This is a genomic window from Pseudomonas sp. GD04091, from assembly GCF_029836165.1.
GTDB lineage: Bacteria > Pseudomonadota > Gammaproteobacteria > Pseudomonadales > Pseudomonadaceae > Aquipseudomonas.
This window is the reverse complement of sequence record NZ_JAOEBG010000017.1, coordinates 91,649-110,248: the sequence shown is the minus strand read 5'-3', so window position 1 is coordinate 110,248 and position 18,600 is coordinate 91,649. Positions and strand designations below refer to the sequence as shown.

Sequence of the window (18,600 nt, the reverse complement as noted above, 5' to 3'; positions counted from 1 at the left end):
ATGAGAACCCTCTGGCAGCACTGCCACGCCGCGACCATGGCCGAGGGCCGTTACTCGGTCATCGAGGATGCGGCGATCGTCACCAGCGCCGGGCTGATCGAGTGGGTCGGCCCCCGCGCCGAGGTGCCGTCGGTCGCGGCCGACCGCGTCGTCGACCTGGGCGGTGCCTGGGTCACCCCCGGGCTGATCGACTGCCACACCCACGCGGTGTTCGGCGGCAATCGTAGCGGCGAGTTCGAGCAGCGGCTGCAGGGTGTCAGCTACGCCGAGATCGCCGCCCAGGGCGGTGGTATCGCCAGCACCGTGCGGGCCACCCGCGCGGCCAGCGAGGACGAACTGCTGGCCAGTGCCCGCCAGCGGGTGCGAGCGCTGATGCGCGATGGCGTGACCACGGTCGAGATCAAGTCCGGCTACGGCCTGGACCTTGAAAACGAGCGCAAGATGCTGCGCGTCGCCCGCCGCCTGGGCGAAGAGCTGCCGGTGACCGTGCGCAGCACCTGCCTGGCCGCCCACGCCCTGCCGCCGGAGTACGCGGGCAGGGCGGACGACTATATCGCCCACATCTGCGATGAGATGCTCCCGGCGCTGGCCGCCGAGGGCCTGGTGGACGCGGTGGACGCCTTCTGCGAGCACCTGGCGTTCTCCCCGGCCCAGGTCGAGCGCCTGTTCATCCAGGCGCGCGCGCTGGGGCTGCCGGTCAAGCTGCATGCCGAGCAGCTGTCGTCGTTGCACGGTTCGAGCCTGGCGGCGCGCTACCAGGCGCTGTCGGCCGATCACCTGGAGTTCATGACCGAGGAAGACGCCATCGCCATGGCCGCGGCCGGCACGGTCGCCGTGTTGTTGCCGGGGGCGTTCTATTTCCTGCGCGAAACCCAGCTGCCGCCCATGGACGCCCTGCGCCGCCACGACGTGAAGATCGCCCTGGCCAGCGATCTCAACCCCGGCACCTCGCCGGCGTTGTCGCTGCGCCTGATGCTGAACATGGGCTGCACCTGTTTTCGCATGACCCCGGAGGAGGCCCTGGCCGGCGTCACCCAGCATGCCGCCACGGCGCTGGGCCTGGGCGACAGCCACGGCTCGCTGGAAGTGGGCAAGGTGGCGGACTTCATCGCCTGGCAGATCGAGCGCCCGGCCGACCTCAGCTACTGGCTCGGCGGCGACCTGCCCAAGCGCGTGGTGCGCCTGGGCCACGAGATATCCAACTGAGCGAGGCGACATGGACAAGGTATTGAGTTTCCACCAGGGCCGTCTGCCCCTGCTGATCAGCATGCCCCATGCCGGGCTGAAGCTGACGGACGCCGTGCGTGATGGCCTGGTCGAACCGGCTCGAAGCCTGCCGGACACCGACTGGCATATTCCGCGCCTGTACGACTTCGCCCGTGAACTCGGCGCGAGCGTGGTGGCGGCGGAGTATTCGCGGTTCGTCATCGACCTGAATCGACCGGATGACGACAAGCCGCTGTATGTCGGCGCCACGACCGGCCTGTATCCGGCCACGCTGTTCGACGGCGAGCCGCTGTTCAGGGAAGGGAAGGCGCCGTCCGCCGACGAACGGGCGACCTACCTGGAGCGGATCTGGCGCCCCTACCACGACACCCTTCGCGGCGAGCTGGAGCGCCTGCGTGCCGAGTTCGGCTATGCGCTGCTGTGGGATGCCCACTCGATCCGTTCGCATATCCCCCACCTGTTCGACGGCAAGCTGCCGGATTTCAACCTGGGCACCTTCAACGGCGCCAGTTGCGATCCGGAGCTGGCCGAGCGGCTGCGGGGCGTGTGTGCCGAGGCCGAGGGCTACAGCCACGTGCTCAATGGCCGCTTCAAGGGCGGGCACATTACCCGCCACTATGGTGATCCGGCCAGCCATGTCCATGCGGTGCAACTGGAGCTGGCGCAGAGCACCTACATGGATGAGGTGGAACCCTTCGCCTACCGCCAGGACCTGGCGCAACCGACCCAGGCTGTCCTGCGCAAGCTGCTGCAGGCGCTGACAGCCTGGGGGGCGGAGCGCTACGGCCGCTGATGGTTCCTGGCCCGCCAGGGCGGGCCAGGAGCGGTGTCAGTCATGCCGGGTGTGCAGGATCGTCAGCTCCAGAAGCAAGGCCTTCTCTTCTCGCTCCCTGTCGTTCTGCAGGTCCTGCTGCAGGATCAGCTCTTCGCTCAACGGCACATCGAGCCGGCTTACCGCCAGGACCCTTTCGCCAAAGCGTTGCTCGATCTCGGTGAAGCGGCTCTGATACTCACCGCGCAAACGGCTGGTCCAGTCGTGGTTGGCCAGCAGGTATTCGAGGAACGCGCTACTGCCTTCCCTCTCCCGTACCTGCGCCAGCACGCTGGCCAGTTCGTCGGGAACCAGCATGGCGGCGCCGCGAAAGCGCAGGTTGTCGGCGATCGGCAGGTCAAGCTCCCGCGCGAGCTCGCGGCGGTAGGCCAGGCGCACCGATGCGCGATCTCCGGGGCCGGTGCGGCTGCTGGCCAGCAGCTCCAGCTGGCCCATGCGGTAAAGCTGGCGCAAGCGCTGATGCAAGTCTTTCAAGGTGTCGCCCGCCTCGATCAGCGCGCGGTTGCTCATCATCAGCAACTCGATGTTGTTGAACTCCTGAAGCGCTCCGTCGTGGCAGGTCTGCGATCCGGACACCGGGTCAGGCAGGGCGGCCTCGGCGATGCTGCTCATGGTGGGGCGCTCGCTGTCATTGGAGGCCGCCGTCACCAGCATCATGCGCACGCGCTCGCAGAAGCCGGCTCGCGTGGTCGGGTCGAGATAAGGCGCGGCATTGCGCAAGCGACCGGCCAGGCGTAGCAGGTTGTGGTTGGCGTCGAGCGCCTGGAGCGTGTCCCAGGCATCGTTCAACGCCTCGTTCTGCGCTGCGTTGCCCAGCATCCAGTCTTCGCGGCCGGGCGTGTCGTCTGCCGCGAAAGGCATCGGGAAGTGATGATGGTCGAGCTGCGAGCTGTCATCCGACGAGTCGGTGAGCATCAGGTTGTCGGGCATGTCCAGGGCGAAGGACAGGCTGTGCTGGCTGTCCGAATAGGTGCGCACGCGCTGGATGGTGTCGGCCGAGAGGGGATTGTCGAACAGCGAGATCGACGAGATCGGCATCGGGCTCTGGATGGTTTCCAGAATGTGATCGGGCAGTTGCGTGATGTTGTTGGCGCTCAGGTCCAGGAACTCCAGGGGCAGCAGGCTATCGCACCAGGCCGGCCAGGCCTGCAGGCTCATGTTGCTCAGGTTGAGCGATGTCAGGTTGGTGGACAGGCTGCGGGGAAGCTGGTTGATGGCGCCCACCCGGTTCCCGGACAGGTCCAGCGACGACAGATGTGGCAAGCGGCCGAAGGCTTCGAGCATGGCCTGGTCGATTTCCAGGCCCATGTTGCGAAACTCCAGGTGGGTGAGCCGTGTCAGGCGCGGCAGCACCGAGGCCAGGGCGGCGGTAGGGGCCACGTGGGCATCGATGGTCAGGCGGGTGATGTTGGGGAAGCGACCGAGCAACTCGCCCAGTTGTTCGGCCGAGCCGCTCACCCGGCTCAGTACCAGTGTTTCCAGACGTTCGCCAAAGAAGCCCGGCAGGCGCCGGGGAAAGTGCTCCAGCGCCACATCTTCGAAGCGCAGCCGCAGGTAGCGCTGGCCGCGTTCCAGGTTCGTCCAGAACGAGCGGATCGCCACTTCGATGTTGTGCCGGTCCTGCAGGATCGCTTGGGTCAGCGGGGCAGAGGAGCTCGAGGCGCCCCGCCAGCCATCGAACGCGTCCTGCAATTGCCGCCGCTCACGGCGAACGCGCTCGACCTGCTCGGTGACTTCCTCTGCCAGGTCGGCCCGCACCCGCGAGACGGGGCCGCTTTCGTTGATCAGCAAACGCTGCAGGTGATGTGCGTTGATGTCGTTGCCTTCCAGCGAGAGCAGGGGGAGGTTGGTCAGGGTGCCCGGGGCATCGAGCAGGAACGAGGGCAGTGACCTGAGGTTGTTGTTGCGTAGCGACACATGAGCGATCCGCTCCAGCGCGGTACTGCCCAGGCCGACCGGCCATTGGCCCAGTTGCATGTCGTCCAGGCCCAGGTAATCCAGGGAAAAGCCGGCGAAGTCGGGGCTGATGTGCTGCGCGAAGCGATTGCCGCTCAGGTCGAGGCGTCGCAGTTGGCGCAGCTCCGCCAGCCGCCCGATGTCGTTGGAGGACAGTGGGATGTTCTGGTTGGTCACGACCATTGTCTGCAGTTCGGGCAGTTGCTCGGTGATGCTGAGGATGCTGAACATGAAGGCCGATGGGGTGGCCGAGCGCATGTAGGGGCGACTGATTTCCAGTGCCTGGAGTTGTGGCAGCTGCTGCAGGAGGCGCTGCAGCAGGCGCTCGTGCTGCATCCAGCCTGCGAGGTTACCAGGAGGCAGATCGAGCAGGCGCAACCGGTGGACACGCGAGGTGAAGAACTCGGGCAGCGTCATCGGGATATCGGCCAGGGGCACGGCTTGAATGAGCAATTCGGCCGTGTGCTCGCCACTTTCCACCAGCGCGGTGTCGTACCAGTGCTGCATGATGGTGGCGCGCAGGGTGTCGTAGTGCTGCGCGGCCTGGTCGGAGCTGGGTGAGATGGCCTCGCTCCAGTCATCGAGTCTGCTCTGCAGTTCGCTGCGTTGTTCGAGCAGGGTCTGCAGCCACGCGAGTACCTGGGAAGGGGTACGGCCAGGGCTGGTGATGATCATCAGAATCTCCTGCGCTGATCGTCGGGTATGTTCGGTCAGGCCGGTCGCGACGATGGTGTCGAGCAAGGTCTGGCGCGTGATGCTCCGCTCCGACGGCAAGCCGCCGCTCAAGGGATAACCCAGGCGGCCATCGGCCAGGCGCATGGGCGAGCGGTAGTCGGGGCGTACAGCCTGCATCCCCAATACCTGCCTCACGCTCGCGCGTGGCGGCGGGTTCTCCCGCAGCAGTTGGCGCAACCCATCTTCGTTCGCGATACCCAGTTGCCTCATGGCTTCGGGCAAGGCCCGGTACAGGGCGGCATGGAGGGTGGCACTGGGGGTGAGGGCGGCGTCCGCGCTGCCCAGGCCTGTGACGAGATAGCCGGCCTCGACGCTGCTGATGGCCCTGTGCAAGGTCGCATTCGCCGGGCCTATGTCGATGTGCTGGCTCGGCCAGTAACGGTGCTGGTAAAGCGCGAGTCTGGTGTCCGCAGGCCAGCCCGGCAGGCGTGCGAGGGTATGCACGAGCAGGCGCTCGATGTCCCAGCTGCGCACGCACTGCAGATACAGCCCTTCGTAGGCTCTGGCCAGGCGAATCTGTTGCTGGTAGATGCGAATTTCCTCGGCCAGGCGCAGCGGGACCTTGTCGGCGGCGAGTGCCTGCAGCTCGACGCCGCTGGCGTGGCGCAGCAGCTCGTCGATGACCGTCGTCGGGAGCTTCGGGTACCCCCGGCGAATCGCGGCGGCCCCCGTTGCCTGGCTGCCGGGCAGGCGGCCATAGGCCCGTTCGAACTCGGTGCTCAGGACAGGTGTCCCAGGCAGGCGTTGGGTGGCGTGGTCCAGCTTGAAGCGGACTATCGTGTCCTGAAGCACGGCCGGCAACCCTTCGCTCTCGGCCAGCGCGCGCCGCAGCACGTCTTCTTCGATGCCACTGACCTGCAGCATGTGCCCGGCGGTCTCGGCGCTGAAATGGCTGGCCGAGAGGTCCATGCGTTGCAGCAGGGTTTCACGTGCCCATTGCAAGGGCTGCTCGAGCGGCAGCAGCCAGGCACCGGCGCCGTTGTGGCGTACGACCGGGCGAGCCGCTGATGCCTTGGTCGGGTGGACAAGATGATAGCGGGCGCCCGATGATGCCTTCTCGACCCTGTACCGGGCGCCTTGTATGACCAGCCAGCGCTTGTCTTGATGGCTCAGCAGGCCGTCTTCATCCGGCTCGACGGCGTCGGGCAGTGCCTGGTCGATGCGATAGGGGGCCAGGTCTGGTTTCCACAGGCGAAGCTGGCCATCGGGCAGCTCGATATCCTCAAGCTCCTCGATGAAGGACGGCGTCTGCACGGGGATCCGCTCTGGCACCGACGGCTCCGCTGCGGCACCGCCTTCGGCCGCGCTTGCGCCACGCACCACCGAGGTGACGGCAGCCAGTGCCGTCATGATCGCGATATTCTCGGCCACATCCACCAGGTACTGGCAGGCCTGGTCCTTTTCGTCGTTGTGCCAGCTCTCGAAGCCTTCGTAGACCTCGTAGGCCAGTTGCATGACGCACACCGCGAGCATGGCCTCGCCCAGGCCCGGCACGAAGAAACCGGCGATGTTCAGGGCTGTCAGCACCCGTGCGGCGATCAGCGCATGGTGGGCCTTGGCGGTCTGCAGGTCGACGACACGTGTCGGAACGGCGTGGTGGATGGCGTCTTTCTCGTGGCGTTCGGCCTTTTCAAACGCCATGACGCCGAGAAACGAATGACGCAAGCGGTGCGCGACCGGAGCCAGGCCGGCCTGTGGATTCGGCACGCGTTCCTGCAGGCCCCGGCGGCTCCAGCGGACAGGGGTGAGACGATCCGCGAGCCTGCGGCTCAACGACGCCCTGTCACGCTCGGCGACGTGCTTGTCCAGGTAATGGATGTCTGCCTGAAGCCGATTGCGCAAATCGTCTTCCAGGGCTTGCATGGACGCGAACGCCTTGATGGGTGTTTCGCTGTCGTCAGGCGTGTAGAGCGCCACGGTCTTTTGCGTTTGTGCAGGCAGCGCCACGAGCGCGATGCCAACCAGCTCGACTTCCCAGAGCGACAGCAGGCTGAACTCGACGGCAGCGGTCGCCGCAGAGGAGGGGGGCAGGTCCAGCGGGGTGGCGAGGGCGGCGTTGTACAGCGGCTCGCCTATGTCGCCTTTGAGCCGGGCGAAGTGCAAGGCCTGCCTGAATGCCGATTCCTCGGCCCGGCCAAGGGTCTGGTAGACCGCCAACGCCGCCGCGTCATCGGGCTGGCCCGATTCGTCCGTCGGGTAATAGATGCCGTGGAGCTTGGCGTGATACTGGCCACCAATGTCCAGCGTGCGACACAGGTCGGCGAAAGCCTCGGCGTCGAGATCCAGCGCATTGCCGATCGGCAGACTACCCATGAACCGGCGATGGTCGAGGATCACCGACTTCTTCAGCGGAGCATCGGCGGCGTCCATGCCGTTTGTTGCCGTGGCGGCGCTGTCGAAATTGTGCAGGGCACTCTGCAGCAGCGAGCGCGTCGCCCTGTCGACGGCCTGGCGAGTATCGATTGCACGCGATGGGTCGATCATCCGGGCATCCACCAGGTAGGTGGTGTCCACATCGAGGGTGAGGCCGAAACGCTTGGTCATGGCCTCGCTCAACTGCTGCCTGGCGAATGTCGCGAGGTCCGGGAGCTGTTCGAACAGTTTCGCGACTTGCGCCTGGCGTTCGCGAAGACGGGCGTGCTCTTCGCTCCAGGCCTTGGCGATGGTCGGTTTCTCTTGAATTGCCTTCGCCAGCCAGGCCGGCGGCCGTGGTCGCTCGCGGACGGCCGCGCGAAGCGTCGGTGAAGCGGTCTTCAGCCACTGGGGCAGTTTGCGCTCGACAGCGGCGTAATGAAGGGGGCGGGGCGGGTGGGTGGCGTCGGTCGGGGCTGTCATGAACAAGTCCGTGCATGATGAAAGGGGCACGGACTATGGGCGGGCCTTGGCGGCTCGGTGGGGTAGATAGGTCTGTCAGGTACCGGGTCTTCCCGGATCGGTCCGAGGCCGGTCACGCATAACGGTTGCCATGGATGCATGCTCAAAGCGCAATTCGGGTTTATGATGCCAGGCGGCAGAATAAATCCTCACACGGAGTGCGCAATGCAGACCCTGTATCCGCAGATCAAACCCTACGCCCGACACGATCTGGCCGTGGAAGCGCCGCATGTGCTGTATGTCGACGAGAGCGGTTCGCCGGAAGGTCTGCCGGTGGTGTTCATCCACGGTGGCCCGGGGGCCGGCTGCGATGCCCAGAGCCGTTGCTACTTCGACCCCAATCTGTATCGCATCATCACCTTCGACCAGCGCGGCTGTGGCCGCTCCACCCCACACGCCAGCCTGGAGAACAACACCACCTGGCATCTGGTCGAGGACCTGGAGCGCATCCGTGAGCACCTGGGGATCGACAAATGGGTGCTGTTCGGTGGTTCCTGGGGCTCCACCCTGGCCCTGGCCTACGCCCAGACCCATCCCGAGCGCGTGCATGGCCTGATCCTGCGCGGCATCTTCCTGTGCCGCCCGCAGGAGATCCACTGGTTCTACCAGGAAGGCGCCAGCCGCCTGTTCCCCGATTACTGGCAGGACTACATCGCGCCGATCCCGCCGGAGGAGCGCGGTGACCTGGTCACCGCCTTCCACAAGCGCCTGACCGGCAACGACCAGATCGCCCAGATGCACGCTGCCAAGGCCTGGTCCACCTGGGAAGGTCGCACCGCCACGCTGCGGCCCAACCCGCTGGTGGTCGACCGCTTCTCCGAGCCGCAGCGCGCGCTGTCGATCGCCCGTATCGAATGCCATTACTTCACCAACAACGCCTTCCTCGAGCAGGACCAGTTGATCCGCGACATGCCGAAGATCGCCCACCTGCCGGCGGTGATCGTGCATGGCCGCTATGACGTGATCTGCCCGCTGGACAACGCCTGGGAACTGCACCAGGCCTGGCCGAACAGCGAACTGAAGGTGATCCGCGACGCCGGCCACGCCGCTTCCGAGCCCGGCATCACCGACGCGCTGGTGCGCGCCGCCGACCAGATGGCCCGGCGCCTGCTCGACCTGCCCCTGGAAGAAGCATGAAGGGCCTGATCCAGCGGGTGCGTGGTGCGCGGGTGGAAGTGGCGGGGGAGATCGTCGGCGCCATCGACCAGGGTTTGCTGGCGCTGGTGGCGGTCGAGCCTGAAGATTCGCCCGAGCATGCCGACAAGCTGTTGCACAAGCTGCTCAATTACCGGGTGTTCAGCGACGAGCAGGGCAAGATGAACCGCTCGCTCAAGGATGTCGGTGGCGGTCTTTTGCTGGTGTCGCAGTTCACCCTGGCCGCCGACACCCGCAACGGTATGCGCCCAAGCTTCTCGACCGCGGCGCCGCCGGCGCTCGGCGCCGAGCTTTTCGACTATCTTTTGCGCCAGGCGCAGGAGCGGCACCCGGCTGTGGCGAGCGGGCGGTTCGGTGCCGACATGCAGGTGCACCTGGTCAATGATGGCCCGGTAACATTTATGTTACAAATATGAGGTCAAAAAACCCTTTGTTTGTCGAAAAACAAGGGGTTTTGTACGATAAATAGTTTGTTCAGCCTGATGCGTTGTAACGCGACCTGCTGGATAATCGCGCGCTGCATGAACCTGCGTTCGCAGGTTCGTTTCACTCTGACTCGAGCATTGTCTGGATCCGTTTGGGGAATCATTGCGCCCTCACGGGGTCCGAACAGTGCTCGCCAACCCGGCATTGGTCGCTGGCCGTTGGTTTCATGATCTGTTTTCGGCGAGGATTGCTCGTGATTGTAAGCCCCTGTATTGCACCAAGAATCCCCGGCATTCGCTTGCGCAAGGCCGTTCTGGCCGGCGTGGCGCTGGTCGGCCTGCTGAGCGCGGGCCAGCTGTGGGCATTCAATCTGGACGATGTTGCAGCCAAGGCAAAGGATCTGGCCGGTCAGAAATTCGAGGCACCGAAGAGCAACCTGCCGCCGGTGTTCCGCGACATGAAGTACGCCGACTACCAGAAGATCCGCTTCATCCAGGAAAAGGCCGAGTGGGCCAAGGACAAGACGCCGTTCAAACTGTCCTTCTACCACCAGGGCATGCACTTCGACACGCCGGTGAAGATCAACGAGGTCACCGCCACCAAGGTCGAGGAAATCAAGTACGACCCGAGCCGCTTCGAGTTCGGTGACGTGCCGCATGACGCCGAGGCCACCAAGAACCTGGGCTACGCCGGTTTCCGCGTGCTCTACCCGATCAACAAGGCCGACAAGCAGGACGAGATCATGACCCTGCTTGGCGCCAGCTATTTCCGCGTGGTCGGCAAGGGTCACCGCTACGGCCTGTCGGCCCGCGGCCTGGCCATCGACACCGCGCTGCCGTCCGGCGAAGAGTTCCCGCGCTTTCGCGAGTTCTGGATCGAGAAGCCCAAGCCCAACGACAAGCACCTGGTGATCTACGCGCTGCTGGATTCGCCACGCTCCACCGGCGCCTACAAGCTGACCCTGCGTCCGGGCGAGGACACCCTGGTCGACGTGAAGTCGCGTGTCTACCTGCGCGACAATGTCAGTCGCCTGGGTATCGCGCCGCTGACCAGCATGTACCTGTTCGGCCCCAACCAGCCCTCGAAGGTCATGAACTACCGTCCGGCCCTGCACGATTCCGAAGGCCTGTCGATCCACGCCGGCAATGGCGAATGGCTGTGGCGTCCGCTGAACAACCCGAAACACCTGGCTGTGAGCAACTTCAGCGTCGAGAACCCGCGTGGTTTCGGCCTGCTGCAGCGTCAGCGCGCCTTCAGCGACTACGAAGACCTCGACGACGAATACGAAAAGCGTCCGAGCACCTGGATCGAGCCGAAAGGCGACTGGGGCAAGGGCACCGTCGACCTGGTCGAGATCCCGACCGCCGACGAGACCAACGACAACATCGTGGCTTTCTGGAGCCCCGAGAAGCTGCCTGAGCCAGGCAAGCCGTTCGAGTACGACTACCGCCTGCGCTGGACCATCAAGGAAGACCAGCTGCACTCGCCCGAGCTGGGCTGGGTCAAGCAGACCCTGCGCTCCACCGGCGACGTCAAGCAGTCCAACCTGATCCGCCAGCCGGATGGCACCGTTGCCTTCCTGGTCGACTTCATCGGCCCGAACCTGGCCAACCTGCCGGCCGATACCGCCGTGCGCAGCCAGGTCAGCGTCGGTGACAACGCCGAGCTGGTCGAGAACAACCTGCGTTACAACGCGGAGACCAAGGGCTGGCGCCTGACCCTGCGCCTGAAGGTGCAGGATCCGAAGAAGTCGACCGAGATGCGTGCCGCGCTGCTGCACGACGTGCCGGTCGAACAGCCCAAGCCGGCCAAGGACGCCAAGCAGGACAAGGCCGCGGCCAAGCATGCCCACGCCAAGGCCGAAAAAGCCAAGGCCGAGGCAGCCGCCGAGCAACCCGCCGCCGACGCGGCATCCACCAACGGGACCCCGGCCACCACCGAGAAAGTGCTGACCGAGACCTGGAGCTATCAGTTGCCTGCCGATGAGTAACTCAAGCGCAAGGCCGGAATCGCTTGGCGAGTACCTGGCCCACCTCCCACTGAACGACGAGCAGCGCGCGGAACTCGCCCGCTGCACCTCGTTCAGCGAGCTGCACCAACGTCTGGCGGCCCAACCGGCCGCCAACACCGCCGAGGCCGCCCAGGCCTCGGTGGGCTCCCGTCTTACCGTCGGCAGCGCCGCCGAGCTCGAGGAAGCCGAGATGCTCGGCGTCGATGCCGGCGGGCGGCTGTGCCTGAAGATCGCGCCGCCGATCAAGCGCACCAAGGTCGTCCCCGAGCCGTGGCGCACCAACATCCTGATTCGCATGTGGCGGCGCATGACCGGCCGCACCAATGCCCCGCAGCCGCCCAAGCGCGAGCTGCCGCCGGCGCGCTGGCGCACGGTCGGCTCGATCCGTCGCTACATCCTGCTGACCCTGATGATCGGCCAGACCCTCGTCGCCGGCTGGTACATGAAGGGCATCCTGCCGTACCAGGGCTGGTCGTTCGTCGACCTGGACGAAATCCTCAACCAGCCGCTGTGGGACACCGTGGTGCAGGTCTGGCCCTATGCCTTGCAGACCTCCATCCTGATCCTCTTCGGCATCCTGTTCTGCTGGGTCTCGGCCGGCTTCTGGACCGCCCTGATGGGCTTCCTCGAGCTGCTGACCGGGCGTGACAAGTACCGTATCTCCGGCAGCAGCGCCGGCAACGAGCCGATCGCCGCCGATGCGCGCACCGCGCTGGTGATGCCGATCTGCAACGAAGACGTGCCACGCGTGTTCGCCGGCCTGCGCGCGACCTTCGAGTCGGTGGCGGCCAGCGGCAACCTCGACCGCTTCGATTTCTTCGTGCTCAGCGACACCAACGACACCGATATCGCCGTGGCCGAGCAACAGGCCTGGCTCGACGTGTGCCGTGAGACCAAAGGCTTCGGCCGTATCTTCTACCGCCGCCGTCGGCGCCGGGTGAAGCGCAAGAGCGGCAACCTCGACGACTTCTGCCGGCGCTGGGGTGGCGAGTACAAGTACATGGTCGTGCTCGACGCCGACAGCGTCATGAGCGGCGAGTGCCTGAGCAGCCTGGTGCGCCTGATGGAGGCCAACCCGGACGCCGGCATCATCCAGACCGGGCCGAAAGCCTCGGGCATGGACACCCTGTATGCGCGCATGCAGCAGTTCGCCACCCGCGTCTACGGCCCGCTGTTCACCGCCGGCCTGCACTTCTGGCAGCTGGGTGAATCGCACTACTGGGGTCACAACGCGATCATCCGCATGAAGCCGTTCATCGAGCACTGCGCCCTGGCGCCGTTGCCGGGCAAGGGCGCCTTCGCCGGCGCGATCCTCTCCCACGACTTCGTCGAGGCCGCGCTGATGCGCCGTGCCGGCTGGGGCGTGTGGATCGCCTACGACCTGCCGGGCAGCTATGAAGAGCTGCCGCCGAACCTGCTCGACGAGCTCAAGCGCGACCGGCGCTGGTGCCACGGCAACCTGATGAACTTCCGCCTGTTCCTGGTCAAGGGCATGCACCCGGTGCACCGCGCGGTGTTCCTCACCGGGGTGATGTCGTACCTGTCGGCGCCGCTGTGGTTCCTGTTCCTGGTGCTGTCGACCGCGCTGCTGGCAACCAACACCCTGATGGAGCCGCAGTACTTCATCGAGCCGTTCCAGCTCTACCCGCTGTGGCCGCAGTGGCACCCGGAGAAGGCCATCGCGCTGTTCTCCACCACCATCGTGCTGCTGTTCCTGCCCAAGCTGCTCAGCGTCATCCTGATCTGGGCCAAGGGCGCCACCGAGTTCGGCGGGCGGATCAAGGTCACCCTGTCGATGCTGATGGAGATGCTGTTCTCCATGCTGCTGGCGCCGGTGCGGATGATCTTCCACACCCGCTTCGTGCTGGCCGCGTTCCTCGGCTGGGCGGCGACCTGGAACTCGCCGCAGCGTGACGACGACTCGACCCCGTGGAGCGAAGCCGTGCGCCGTCATGGCCCACAGACCTTGCTGGGCATCGCCTGGGCCGGGCTGGTGGCCTGGTTGAACCCTAGCTTCCTGTGGTGGCTGGCGCCGATCGTCGGCTCGCTGGTGCTGTCGATCCCGGTGTCGGTGATCTCCAGCCGCACGCGCCTGGGCCTGGCGGCCAAGGACGAGAAGCTGTTCCTCATCCCCGAGGAATACGCCACGCCGCAAGAGCTGCTGGCGACCGATCAGTACACCCACGAGAACCGCTGGCACGCCCTGCATGACGGTTTCGTGCGTGCCGTGGTCGATCCGCGCCAGAACGCCCTGGCCTGTGCCATGGCCACGGCGCGTCATGGCCAGGCGGCGCCGATCGAGGCGCTACGCGCCGAGCGCGTGACCAAGGCGCTGGAAGTGGGGCCCAAGGGCCTGGACCTGAACACCCGCCTGGCGCTGCTGAGCGACCCGGTGGCGCTGTCGCGCCTGCACGAGCGGGTGTGGGCCGAGCACAATGCGGCGTGGATCGACGTGTGGCGTGCGTCGATCGACAACGATCCGCACTCGCCGCTGTTGCCGCTGCATCCGGAGAACGCGGCTCAGCCAGCCCTGGCTTGATTCGCGCAGGCACCATCGCGGGGCAAACCCGCTCTCACGTCGTATCGACATGGGAGCGGGTTTGCCCCGCGATGCTTTCTGGTCGATTTTGGCCAACAAAGTCCCCCCCGGCTCTAGGTCCCTGCCCGCGCATGCGTTAGCATCCCACCCGACATTACGCATCGGCCTGTCAGGCCGTGCTTACAAGAAAAATCTGCGTACTTCTTGCTAGGGGACTTGGTGATGATGAAGAAATACCTGTCGCGACTGCTGATCGGCGCGACCGCCCTGATCGCGGTGACCGCCGCCCAGGCCGGCGCCATCGATGACGCGGTCAAGCGCGGCACCCTGCGTGTGGGCATGGATCCGACCTACATGCCATTCGAGATGACCAACAAGCGCGGTGAGATCATCGGCTTCGAAGTCGACATCCTCAAGGCCATGGCCAAGTCCATGGGCGTCAAGCTGGAAATGGTCTCCACTGCCTACGACGGCATCATTCCGGCCCTGATGACCGACAAGTTCGACTTCATCGGCAGCGGCATGACCCTGACCCAGGAGCGCAACCTGCGGCTGAACTTCAGCGAACCCTTCATCGTCGTCGGCCAGACCCTGCTGATCCGCAAGGAACTGGCGGGTGAGATCAAGTCGTACAAGGACCTGAACAACGAGAAGTACCGTCTCACCTCCAAGCTCGGCACCACGGGTGAAATGGTCGCGAAAAAACTGATCGGCAAGGCCAAGTACCACGGCTACGACAACGAACAGGAAGGCGTGATGGACGTGGTCAACGGCAAGGCCGACGCCTTCGTCTATGACTCGCCGTACAACGTGGTGGCGGTAGAGAAGGCCGGTGCCGGCAAGCTGGTGTTCCTGGAAGAGCCCTTCACCTACGAGCCGCTGGCCTTCGGCCTGAAGAAAGGCGACTACGACAGCCTCAACTACATCAACAACTTCCTGCACCAGATCAAGCATGACGGGACCTACGATCGTATTCACGACAAGTGGTTCAAGAGCAAGGACTGGCTGAAGGAAATGGAATAAGGCCCGGGCCAAAAACCCAAGCGCTGACCTCGACGCGCAGGCAAGCCCTGCGCGTTCGCATTTACGGAAGTACCCCACGTGATCAAACACAAGAAAGCCCTGTGGCCCTGGCACGGGCTGACCGCACTGGTCCTGGTGGGCCTGGCGTTCAGTCTGTACCTGGCCACCTCGATGATTTCCTACGAGTGGCGCTGGAACCGCGTTCCGCAATACTTCGCCTACAAGGCCGAGGAAACCCAGCGTGCCGCCAACCCGGGCACGATCGAGGAAATCGTGGTGTCCGGCGACAACGCCCGGGTCACCCTGAAGGACGAAAACGGCGACACCCAGGTCGTCGAGGTAGCCAAGGACAGCATGCTGCTGGCCCGTGGCGACGACGTCGCCGAAGGCGATGCCATCGGCGTGACCCGGCACTGGGCGGCAGGTCCCTTGGCCTGGGGCCTGTGGACCACGTTGTGGCTGTCGGTGGTGTCCGGTGCCCTGGGCCTGGTGCTCGGCCTGTTCGCCGGGCTATGCCGGCTGTCCAGCAACCCCACGCTGCGTGACCTGTCCACGGTGTACGTCGAACTGGTGCGCGGCACGCCGTTGCTGGTGCAGATCTTCATTTTCTACTTCTTCATCGGCACCGTGCTCAACCTGTCCCGCGAGTTCGCCGGGGTTGCCGCGCTGGCCCTGTTCACCGGCGCCTATGTGGCCGAGATCGTCCGGGCCGGCGTGCAGTCGATCGCCAAGGGCCAGAACGAGGCGGCGCGCTCGCTGGGCCTGAACGGCGCCCAGTCGATGCGCCATGTGATCCTGCCCCAGGCCTTCAAGCGCGTGCTGCCACCGCTGGCCGGCCAGTTCATCAGCCTGGTCAAGGACACTTCGCTGGTGTCGGTGATCGCCATCACCGAGCTGACCAAGAGCGGCCGCGAGGCCATCACCACCTCGTTCTCGACCTTCGAGATCTGGTTCTGCGTGGCGGGCCTGTACCTGCTGATCAACCTGCCGCTGTCGCACATCGCCAGCCGGCTCGAGCGGAGGCTTGCGCAAAGTGATTGAAGTCCGTGACCTGCTGAAAGTCTTCGACACCCGTGGCCAAGTCGTGCGCGCGGTGGACAACGTCACCACCCAGGTCGCCAAGGGCGAAGTGGTGGTGGTGCTCGGTCCGTCCGGCTCGGGCAAGTCGACCTTCCTGCGTTGCCTGAATGGGTTGGAGCACTTCGACGAGGGCCATGTGTCCATCGACGGACTGCAACTGGATAACCCCAAGACCGATATCAATGCCTATCGACGCGAAGTCGGCATGGTGTTCCAGCACTTCAACCTGTTCCCGCACATGACCGTGCTGGAGAACCTGTGCCTGGCGCAGAAGGTGGTGCGCAAGCGCAACAAGGCCGAGCGCGAAGCCAAGGCTCGGGCGTTGCTGGAAAAGGTCGGCATCGCGCAGAAGGCCAACGAATACCCGTCGCGCCTCTCGGGTGGCCAGCAGCAGCGGGTGGCCATCGCCCGAGCCCTGGCGATGGACCCGAAGGTGATGCTGTTCGACGAGCCGACCTCGGCGCTCGACCCGGAAATGGTCGGCGAGGTGCTGGACGTGATGAAGACCCTGGCCCAGGAAGGCATGACCATGGTCTGCGTCACCCACGAAATGGGCTTTGCCCGGGAAGTGGCGGATCGGGTGCTGTTCTTCGACCATGGCAAGTTGCTGGAGGACTCGCCGCCACAGCAGTTCTTCGCGGCGCCGAAGGATCCGCGCGCCCAGGCGTTCCTGCGCCAGGTGCTCTAGCCCCTTCGCGGGCAAGCCCGCTCCCACGGAGGCAAGGCATGGCTTCTGTGGGAGCGGGCTTGCCGGCGAAGCCAGCGACGCACTTCTAGAGGCTGAAGCGCCCCACCATCCCCCGCAGCTGTTGCCCCAACTGCTCCAGCTCCCCGCTCGACGCTGCCGTCTGTTCGCTGGCCACGCTGGTCCGGTCCGACACATCCCTGACATTCATCACACTGCGGTTGATCTGCTCGGCAACCACGCTCTGTTCTTCACTGGCCGTGGCGATCTGCTGGTTCATGCCCTGGATGGCCGACACCGTCTCGGTGATCTGCCCCAGGGCACTGCCGGCCTTGCGGCTGAGCTCGACGCTCTGCTCGGTGAGGCGCTTGCTGTCGTCGAGCAGGCCGGTGACTTCGTCGGTGCCGCGATGCAGGCTCTCGATCAGTTGCTCGATCTCCTCGGTCGACTGCTGGGTGCGCTGGGCCAGGCCGCGTACTTCGTCGGCCACCACGGCGAAGCCACGTCCGGCCTCGCCCGCCCGTGCCGCTTCGATGGCCGCGTTGAGGGCCAGCAGATTGGTCTGCTCGGACACCGACTTGATCACATCGAGGATCGAACCGATGCGCTGGCTCTCGCCGGCCAGATGCCCCATCGCCTTGAGGCAGTGGTCCATCTGCCCGGCCAGCTGCTCGATACGGGCGACGGCTTCGGCCACCACCTGATCGCCCAGTCGAGCCTGGCTGTCGGCCGTGGTGGCGGCCACGGACGCCTGCTCGGCGCTCTGCGCGACTTCCTGCACCGTGGCGCTCATCTGGTTCATGGCGGTGGCGACCTGGTCGGTCTCCTCGCGCTGCTGGCTGATGCGTTCGCGGGTGTCCGCGCTGGAGCTGGCCAGTTCGCAGGCCGCTCGCGACAGGTGCCCGACGCCATCGTCAATGCCGCCGAGCAGCTCGCGCAGGCTCAGCGTCATCTCGCACATACGCGCCTGCAGCTGCCCCATCTCGTCGCGACGTTGCACCGTGTCCAGCCTGCCGAGGTCGCCGCCGGCGATACGCGATGCCTGCTCCAGTACCTGACGCAACGGGTGGGTGATCTGCCGGGTGATCAGCCAGCCTGCGAGCACGCCGACCAGCAGGGCCAGGATCGCTACGCTGGTCAGCAGCGAGCGGGCGGCGAGGGCCTCGCTGTCGCGTTGTGCGACCTTGCGCTCACCCAGCGCGATACTCACGGTCTGCAGTTCCTCGCCCAGTTTCTCCATGTTGTCCTGCAACTGTTCGACTTCCAGCGCTGCGCTGCGGTATTGCCGCAGGGCGGCGCGGTAGCGATCGAGCTCAGCTCTGGGGCGCTGGGTCAGCGCTTGCGGCAGGTCGAGTGGCGCAATACCCCGCAGCAATTGCGCGAGGCTGTTGTCCGCGGCATCGAGGGCGGCATCGCCCATCCTGGCGAAGGCGTCGCGGGGAGAGAAAGCGTAGGCCGGCACCTGGCTTTGCTGGCTGGCGCTGTCGACATGGCGGCCCAGGGTGTCCAGCAGACCGATGACATTGCCCTGTTGGCCGTCGGCCATTTTCAACAGCACCTGGGTCTGCAGCTCGTCGATCACCTTCTCCAGGGTCATGGCCTGCTGTCGCATGCTCGCTTGCAGGACCTGGCGGCTGTCGACCGTGCGCTGCAGTGTGGCGAAGTCCTGTTGCAGACGCTCCAGCAGCTGCAGTTTCTGGGTCAGCATCTGCCGTGACTGATCGACCTGGCTGCGTTGTTGCAGCAGGGTCAGGCGGCTGTGCAGCTGCTCGAGGATCCGGGTGATCCGCGCCTTGCTGGTGTCGTCAGCAAGCACCCGGTAGGTGATGCGTTCGGCGCGCAGGTCGCGGGTCAGGTCGTTGAGCTCGCTGATGTCGCTGAGCTGTTCCGAGCGGTTGATGGCGCCATCCAGGGCTCGCCAGCCGCTGAGGGTGGTGGCCAGGGTGAGCAGCAGTACCACGGCGAAGCCCAGGGCGAGTTTCAGCCCGACGCTCAAGTTGCCGAGTTTGCGGTCGAGGTAAGCGAACATGGCAGGTCTCCGTCCAATTGAAAAAAGA

11 protein-coding genes are annotated in these 18,600 nt (G+C 65.5%); 9 read left to right on the top strand and 2 right to left on the bottom strand.

The window, feature by feature from the left end; all coding sequences use genetic code 11:
- Together hutI and hutG are read left to right on the top strand one after the other, a co-directional pair.
- Positions 1-1,206 (top strand): imidazolonepropionase, encoded by a 1,206-nt coding sequence (gene hutI, locus N7422_RS19315; RefSeq protein WP_279808027.1) that lies wholly within the window; start codon positions 1-3, stop codon positions 1,204-1,206.
- Positions 1,207-1,216: 10 nt separating this feature from the next.
- Entirely contained in the window at positions 1,217-2,020 is an 804-nt protein-coding gene (hutG, locus tag N7422_RS19310) for an N-formylglutamate deformylase (RefSeq protein WP_279808026.1), read from the top strand.
- 36 nt (positions 2,021-2,056) lie between these two features.
- On the opposite strand, the gene N7422_RS19305 is transcribed toward hutG, so the two are convergent.
- Complete coding sequence (locus N7422_RS19305) at positions 2,057-7,585, bottom strand: DUF6543 domain-containing protein (protein ID WP_279808025.1); 5,529 nt, start codon at positions 7,583-7,585, stop codon at positions 2,057-2,059.
- Positions 7,586-7,789: 204 nt separating this feature from the next.
- On the opposite strand from N7422_RS19305, the gene pip reads away from it, so the two are divergent.
- The 7 genes from pip to N7422_RS19270 all read left to right on the top strand — a co-directional run bounded on the left by pip (position 7,790) and on the right by N7422_RS19270 (position 16,546).
- Positions 7,790-8,761 carry a prolyl aminopeptidase gene (pip, locus tag N7422_RS19300; RefSeq protein WP_279808024.1) on the top strand — a complete coding sequence of 324 codons (972 nt, stop codon included), beginning with the start codon at positions 7,790-7,792 and terminating at the stop codon, positions 8,759-8,761.
- Positions 8,758-9,195 (top strand): D-aminoacyl-tRNA deacylase, encoded by a 438-nt coding sequence (gene dtd, locus N7422_RS19295; protein WP_279808022.1) that lies wholly within the window; start codon positions 8,758-8,760, stop codon positions 9,193-9,195. Before pip ends, dtd begins: the two co-directional genes overlap by 4 nt.
- A gap of 263 nt (positions 9,196-9,458) precedes the next feature.
- Positions 9,459-11,195, top strand: a complete 1,737-nt coding sequence (locus tag N7422_RS19290) for a glucan biosynthesis protein G (RefSeq protein WP_279808021.1) — start codon at positions 9,459-9,461, stop codon at positions 11,193-11,195.
- Positions 11,188-13,755: a glucans biosynthesis glucosyltransferase MdoH gene (gene mdoH, locus N7422_RS19285; protein ID WP_279808020.1), complete on the top strand. Its 2,568-nt coding sequence runs from the start codon at positions 11,188-11,190 to the stop codon at positions 13,753-13,755. The genes N7422_RS19290 and mdoH overlap by 8 nt, the downstream gene beginning before the upstream one ends.
- A gap of 225 nt (positions 13,756-13,980) precedes the next feature.
- Positions 13,981-14,778, top strand: a complete 798-nt coding sequence (locus tag N7422_RS19280) for a transporter substrate-binding domain-containing protein (protein ID WP_279808039.1) — start codon at positions 13,981-13,983, stop codon at positions 14,776-14,778.
- Positions 14,779-14,856: 78 nt separating this feature from the next.
- Positions 14,857-15,819 (top strand): amino acid ABC transporter permease, encoded by a 963-nt coding sequence (locus tag N7422_RS19275; protein ID WP_279808019.1) that lies wholly within the window; start codon positions 14,857-14,859, stop codon positions 15,817-15,819.
- Positions 15,812-16,546 (top strand): amino acid ABC transporter ATP-binding protein, encoded by a 735-nt coding sequence (locus N7422_RS19270; protein ID WP_279808038.1) that lies wholly within the window; start codon positions 15,812-15,814, stop codon positions 16,544-16,546. Before N7422_RS19275 ends, N7422_RS19270 begins: the two co-directional genes overlap by 8 nt.
- A gap of 85 nt (positions 16,547-16,631) precedes the next feature.
- On the opposite strand, the gene N7422_RS19265 is transcribed toward N7422_RS19270, so the two are convergent.
- Positions 16,632-18,572: a methyl-accepting chemotaxis protein gene (locus N7422_RS19265; RefSeq protein WP_279808018.1), complete on the bottom strand. Its 1,941-nt coding sequence runs from the start codon at positions 18,570-18,572 to the stop codon at positions 16,632-16,634.
- Positions 18,573-18,600 lie beyond the last annotated feature (28 nt).